Origin of the sequence: Bradyrhizobium sp. 31Argb (genome assembly GCF_043638955.1) — a bacterium.
Classification (GTDB): domain Bacteria; phylum Pseudomonadota; class Alphaproteobacteria; order Rhizobiales; family Xanthobacteraceae; genus Bradyrhizobium.
In genome coordinates this window covers 1-6,011 of the sequence record NZ_JBEGDB010000376.1, presented here as the reverse complement: position 1 = coordinate 6,011, position 6,011 = coordinate 1, and the positions used below count along the sequence as shown (strand labels likewise).

Annotated in this window: 6 protein-coding genes and 1 pseudogene; all 7 read right to left on the bottom strand. The window is 61.2% G+C overall.

Annotated features, from left to right (window positions below; genetic code table 11):
• Nucleotides 1-985: FAD-dependent oxidoreductase (locus AAFX91_RS37885; protein ID WP_394569898.1), on the bottom strand; the 985-nt coding region annotated here is incomplete at its 3' end.
• An 11-nt stretch (nt 986-996) separates the two neighbouring features.
• The gene (locus AAFX91_RS37880) at nt 997-2,106 is read right to left on the bottom strand and encodes an electron transfer flavoprotein subunit alpha/FixB family protein (RefSeq protein ID WP_130231408.1); all 1,110 of its coding nucleotides are present in this window, start codon (nt 2,104-2,106) and stop codon (nt 997-999) included.
• Nucleotides 2,107-2,119: 13 nt separating this feature from the next.
• Nucleotides 2,120-2,659, bottom strand: a pseudogene (locus tag AAFX91_RS37875) (hypothetical protein).
• 467 nt (nt 2,660-3,126) lie between these two features.
• On the bottom strand, nt 3,127-3,468 hold the full coding sequence (gene nifW, locus AAFX91_RS37870) for a nitrogenase stabilizing/protective protein NifW (protein WP_028169330.1): 342 nt from the start codon (nt 3,466-3,468) through the stop codon (nt 3,127-3,129).
• Nucleotides 3,469-3,677: 209 nt separating this feature from the next.
• Nucleotides 3,678-4,865, bottom strand: coding sequence for a homocitrate synthase (gene nifV / locus AAFX91_RS37865; protein ID WP_130583768.1), 1,188 nt, complete (start codon nt 4,863-4,865; stop codon nt 3,678-3,680).
• Nucleotides 4,866-5,069: 204 nt separating this feature from the next.
• Nucleotides 5,070-5,540: a Fur family transcriptional regulator gene (locus tag AAFX91_RS37860; protein WP_165421516.1), complete on the bottom strand. Its 471-nt coding sequence runs from the start codon at nt 5,538-5,540 to the stop codon at nt 5,070-5,072.
• A gap of 22 nt (nt 5,541-5,562) precedes the next feature.
• Nucleotides 5,563-6,011, bottom strand: a 449-nt coding sequence (locus tag AAFX91_RS37855) for a nitrogen fixation protein NifQ (protein ID WP_394569897.1), incomplete at its 5' end; no start/stop codon positions are given.

Sequence of the window (6,011 nt, the reverse complement as noted above, 5' to 3'; positions counted from 1 at the left end):
CCGCAATGCGGCCCGAGGTCATCGCGAGGTTAGAGCCCTCGCGATGAATGGCGTTGTTGAGCTGCGCCGCATCGCCGACCACGACCCAGCCTTCGCCATACAGCTGCGGGATTGCCTTGTAGCCACCTTCAGGGATGAGGTGCGCAGAATATTCCTTGACCTCCGAGCCCTCGATCAGGGGCGCCACGGATGGATGACGCTTGAAGCGATCGAGCAGCCCATATGGCGTCTCTGCAGTGCTCTGAAAGTCGGCGACGATACAGCCGATGCCGATCGATATGCATTCTTTATTGGCATAGATGAAGCCCATCCCTGTCATGCCGCAAGAAATGGTGCCGGCCGCTTCGACAACGACGCCTTCGTCGCCCTTGAGATTGAAACGGGCCTCGATGGTCTCACGCGGCAAGAAGTGCATTTCCTTAACCGCGAGTGCCACCTTGTCGGGCTTGGGCCGCTCGCGCAGGCGCGCACGCGTACCGAGCAGGCCATTAACGCCTTCGGCCAGTACCACGACATCTGCGTGGATTTCGCCGTCGCGACGATCTGTACGAACACCGATGACTTTCCCATTGGCGTCCCGTACCAGCTCAGTGACCGTGGTCTCGCACAGCACGGTCGCGCCGGCCTCGCGCACTTTCGAGGAGAACCATTTGTCGAACTGCGCACGGATGATCGTGTACCGGTTCGGCCGCTCCTCGTTGAAGTCCTCGGAGCGGTAGTGCACGCCGACATGCGAGCGATCGTCCATCATCCAGAACCGTTGCTCGACGAGATGACGTTCGAGCGGAGCGTCGTCGCGGAAGTCCGGGATTAGTTTTTCCAGCATGTCGGCGTAGAGGATTGCGCCCTGGACATTCTTCGATCCAGCATATTCACCGCGCTCGAGCTGTAGCACCTTCATGCCGCGTTTGGCCATGGCCAGCGCCGCCGCGTTGCCCGACATGCCGGCGCCGACCACGATTGCATCGAACTTCTCCTCGATCATAACAACCTCCTCTAGCTCGCGATCCGGTCGCGCGAATGCGGCGAAAGCCGTGCACGAAAAGCGGCCGTCAGCGCGGGTAACAAGTGCATAGCGTCATTGACGATGCCGATGTGGGCGAAGTCGAAGATCGGTGCGTTCTTGTCGGTATTGATGGCAACGATCAGATCTGCGCCCTCTACGCCGACCCGATGCTGGATCGCGCCGGAAATACCTGCGGCAATATAGAGCTTCGGCCGGATGGTCTTGCCGGTCTGGCCGATCTGCCGGTCGGAGCTGACCCAGCCCTTTTGTACCAGCGGCCGCGAACAGCCATATTCCGCGCCGAGCACGTCGGCGAGCTGTCGTACCAGTTGGAAACTCTCCGGCGAGCCCAGCCCCAGCCCGCCGGCGACGACGGCGTCGGCGTAGGCAAGATTGGATTTGGCCGAATCACGGTCCGGCATGAAGGATAGCACCTTGGTGACGATGTCTTCTTCGAGCAGGCGGAGCGGATGGATGATAATGCGGGCGGCATCGCGCGCGAGGCGCTCTGGCATCGGCATCACGCGCGGGCGGACGGTTGCCATCTGCGGCCGGTAATTCAAAGTGTAGATCGTGCAAAGCAGCGATCCGCCAAATGTCGGACGCGTGGCCGCAAGCGAACCATCCGCGTCGACATCGAGCTCGGTGCAGTCGGCGGTGAGACCCGTCAGTAGGGTGGTGGCTACCGAGCCCGCAAGATCGCGACCGAGCGTGGTTGCGCCCAACAGCAGGATCTCTGGCTTATAGGTGTTGACGAGATCGGTCAGCGCCTTCGTGTGGGACTCGTTGCGATACTCCGACAGCACATTCTCGCTCACGAGATAGGCTAGGTCGGCGCCGTAGCAGAAGGACTCGAGCGCGGCGTTACGCGCGGCCTCGCCCTCCGGGCCGATAACAACCGCAGCGAGATCGACCTTCAGCTTGTCGGCAAGCTTGCGGCCCGCACCCATGAGTTCCCAGGAGACTGGATGCACCTGGCCGCGCTCCTGCTCGACGAAGACCCAGATATGCTTGTAGGCCTTAAAGTGCTCCGGCAATTCTCTTTTCGCTCCTGCGCGGCCGCCCGCGACCGGCGTAGGAGCTGTGGTGATGTTGCTCATAGCCTTGTCCCCCTCACAACCCGCGCGCCTGCGCCACAAGACCGGTTTCTAGCTTGGGTCGGCCCTTCAAGATGGCTTTCATCAGCAACTCGGTCGGCTGCTTCGTGGCTCCCATCCGCCTCCTCTCGGTTTGTGGCGAAGGCGCAAAGACACGCTTGACTATGATCGGCGAGCCGCGCACGCCGCATTTCGAGATGTTCTCGACGCTGGCCTCCTGCTCGCTCCATTTCACAACTGGCCCCAGCGGCGCGCGCAGGGCGTCGGTTATGAGACCGCGGCAGATCTGGCTCGCTTCCGGCATGGTTGGCAAGGCACGGCAGCTCTGTGCGCAACATCGACGCGCCGCGTTCGGCGCGGCGCTACACATCGAGCCTGGTGAGCGCGGTGATCTTACTGGAGAACTTTTCACGCAATAAGCGCGCGGCCTCGCGCGCAAACAAGGCGTCTTGTTTGACGATACTCGCCGACCCTGACGCAAGATCGTGTTGGTAAGGGGATTGACGCCGATCTGCGCGAAATCGGGAACCTGCTTGATGGAAACGATACTGTGCATGCCTTCTCCAGAGGTAGCGTGGAAACGCGAGTTACCCATTAGCGGCCAACGCCCGGTCAATCCCAGCCTCAACGGCGTCAAAGATAAGTTCGAACGGCATTAACGCGAGCGTGAGCCACAAGATGACGCCGGCGCAAGCGGCGAGCAGTAACGGTAACATGATTGGTCTTTCTCCAAATCTCATCTCGGACGGCAACAATTCTGTGTACGCCGGCGCCAATGACGGACTTGGCCGGAGAACAGCAAGTGTCGTACCAGTTGCACGCGATCGAAAATCAGAGCTCCGATCAATGACTTGAGAAAAATTGATGAGGGGTCAGTTAGCATCGCAGACAATACAATCCGCCCATACGTCGGGAAGGCGACAGCGTGGCTTCGCGCGTTGCTGTAGAGAGTTGATCTGGAGGAAGGCGAATGGCACAACACACCGCACCGACATGCAGGCAGATCTGAACTGATACATGAGGCTATTTCAGCGAGCTCAACGGCACGAAGGCCGCCGGTTTCTTGGGCTCGGCGACCGCATCCTTCAAGACCTTGAACACCCGCTGATCGATCGGCGAGGACGCCACGAAATCGGCATAAGCCTGCTCCAGCACCGCCTTGCACCGCGCCGTGACCTCCGCCTCTGCGCTACCTTCGAATTGTTCCTTGGCGAGATATTGCCCCATGCGCCTTAAGATATGCAGGCGCGCGACATTGACGATCTTGGGGTCGTAGTCGACGCCAAGCAGCGCAAAAAAATCTTCAGCCGACGAGGCCTTGTTGAGCCGATCCAGGATGCTGGCTGCCCTCTGTTTGTTGCTCATCGAAACTTTCCTTTGGGTTAGGCCCTCCGGCCGGTGGTCGGGACGCAGCACAGGCTGGTCACTTCTTGCGACGCTGCTTCGCGCACGCGGCGCTCTATATTGCCTACGTAGACTATGCGTTGGCGCATCAGTGCGAGCAGCGAGGATTTCCGCGGCGCGCCCACGGTTTCGAAGTGATCGGCCGTAATGGTGCCGGACCATGGCCCGCCTCACGCGCAATTTGTCAACGAGCGCTCGCGGATGTCGCGCCAGATCGCCACCACCGTCTCGCGCGCCACCGGCCGCTTGTGCTCGGTGGCATGTTTTCGCACCCGCGAGAGGATCTGTTTTGTCTCCTCGGAGCTGGCGGCGAGCTGCAACTCGTCAAGGAGCGTCGTGATCGCGGACAGCCCGGAATGCTTGCCGATCACAATATGATTGAACCGACCAAGCAAATGGGGGTCGAGCCACTGATAGGTGCGTTGATCCTGCAATAAGCCATGCACATGAATGCCGGATTCATGGGTGAACACATGCTCCCTGACGATGGCCTTGTTCAGAGGAATTGCACGTGCAGCCGCGGCTGCCACTACCGCGGCGACGTTCTCGAGCTCCGGCAGCACGATGCCGGTGGCGCGCCCGTAGAGCTGTTTGAGCGCGACGGCGACTTCTTCCAGCGGCGCATTGCCCGCTCGCTCGCCGAGCCCTATGACGGTCACCGAGGCGTGGCTCGCGCCCCCCTTGATGGCGGCGAGCGTATTGGCGGTTGCGAGCCCGAGATCGTCATGGCCGTGAAATTCGAGCTCGAGATCGGTGGTCGCGCGCAAACGCGCGATCAGCGCATAGGTGGAGTCGGGATCAAGCACACTGAGCGTATCGGCAATGCGAAAGCGCCGTGCGCCCGCGGCTTTTGCGATGGCGATCAGCGTGATGAGAAAATCGACGTCAGCGCGGGAGGAGTCTTCGCCGCCGACGGCGACCTCAAGCCCCCGCTCGCGGGCGTAACTGACCACCCGCCTCACCTGCTCTAGCGCCAGCTCGCGGTCACCGCTAAGCTTGGCGGCAATCTGCACGTCAGATGCCGGAATCGAGACATTGACCATCGACACCTTGGCCTCGATCGCCGCATCGACATCGGCTTCACGCATCCGGCACCAGCCGATGATGGTGAGCGGGAGACCGGCCTCAACGATGGCGCGGATGGCGGCGATCTCTTCACTGCCCATCCCCGGCGTCCCGGCTTCGATCTCGGTAACGCCGGCCCGCGCCAGCGCCCGCGCGATCGCCACCTTTTCGTCGGTGGTGAAGGCAACGCCAGGCGCCTGTTCGCCGTCGCGCAGTGTCGTATCGTTGAGCACGATCGGACTTCCCGATGCCGTCTCGGACCATGACGGTTTGGCAGAGGCGGCGGCGATCATGCGAAGCTCCTTGTTGTCTTTGGCAAAGCAAGGCTTCAGCAACCCGCATGCCACGCCGGCACCCGCCCCAAGCTGTTGAACAAGCACACAGTTTTTGGCTCAGCCGGGTTGTCGCAAACGCGACAGCGTGGCAAAGTCGACGCGTCGGCTTATCTCAGGGCGCGATCGCTTGGCATCAACTCGGCTTGCGACCCAGATGGATGATCAGATCGACGCGCGAGACTGCGTGGCCGGCAGCGGCACGGGAACATTCACAAGCAGGGGATTCGCATCGGGACCGTTGAGCAGGATATCGTCGCCGCCCAGATAATAATGCGGATGCGGCGTGGTGTTGGTGTCAAAAAATGATCGCGAACCGTCAACACGGATCCGACCCGATAGGCCGGCTCGCGTGAACTGGTTCAAAGTCTTGTAGACGGTAGACTGTGAGACCGGAAAGCCGGTCTCACGCGCCTCGGCAAATAACATCTCTGCGGTGACATGCCGCTCGCCCCTGGCAAACAACAACTCGCTTAAGATCACGCGCCGGCGCGTCGGGCGCAGCCCGGCCTTGAGCAACATATCCTTCCAGCCGGCGTCGGGACATTGCCTGCTGAATTGGGCGCAGGTCGTATCCACCTGCACCTCGTCGAAGCCAGCGCGATCCGCGCGGTCATCGGTTGGAAGTCTGGCCAACGGACGATCCATCCCGTGTTGCTCACATAGGCCAGATGCTGGCGGCGTCCGGGTTAGCCGCCCGCAACAGAACGTCACGCCGGCGCTCAGCCATCCGGCTCTCGCCACTTTCATCGCCAAAGCAGCGGTTGAAGTCCTTACATTGCGTGCACACCGGTGTCGTGCACATCACAAGGCCGTCGCCCTCGCACAGCATGCGATAGAAGAACCGCTTCCAGCGCATATTGTTGACATTGCGCGCGGCGAGCGGCGCGAAATGGCGGCTTAAGAGGCGGGATAATTCGCCACGATTGCGCAATCCGAGGTCTTCCCAGAGGTGATTTGGCTCGATCGCGCGACGCGCGATCATCGCAGCCAGCCAGTTGCCGATATCCCCTTCGGTCGAGCGTTGCGTGAGCAGGAGATCACGCAACATTGCGCCCTCATCGCTCTCATTGCGCTTGAAACGCAAGAGCAACTCCTCGGCGTTCA

Bases quoted from the DNA above. Each gene is read 5' to 3' on its own strand.
- AAFX91_RS37880 (WP_130231408.1), bottom strand. From the start codon at position 2,106: ATGAGCAACATCACCACAGCTCCTACGCCGGTCGCGGGCGGCCGCGCA.
- nifW (WP_028169330.1), bottom strand. From the start codon at position 3,468: ATGAGCAACAAACAGAGGGCAGCCAGCATCCTGGATCGGCTCAACAAG.
- nifV (WP_130583768.1), bottom strand. From the start codon at position 4,865: ATGATCGCCGCCGCCTCTGCCAAACCGTCATGGTCCGAGACGGCATCG.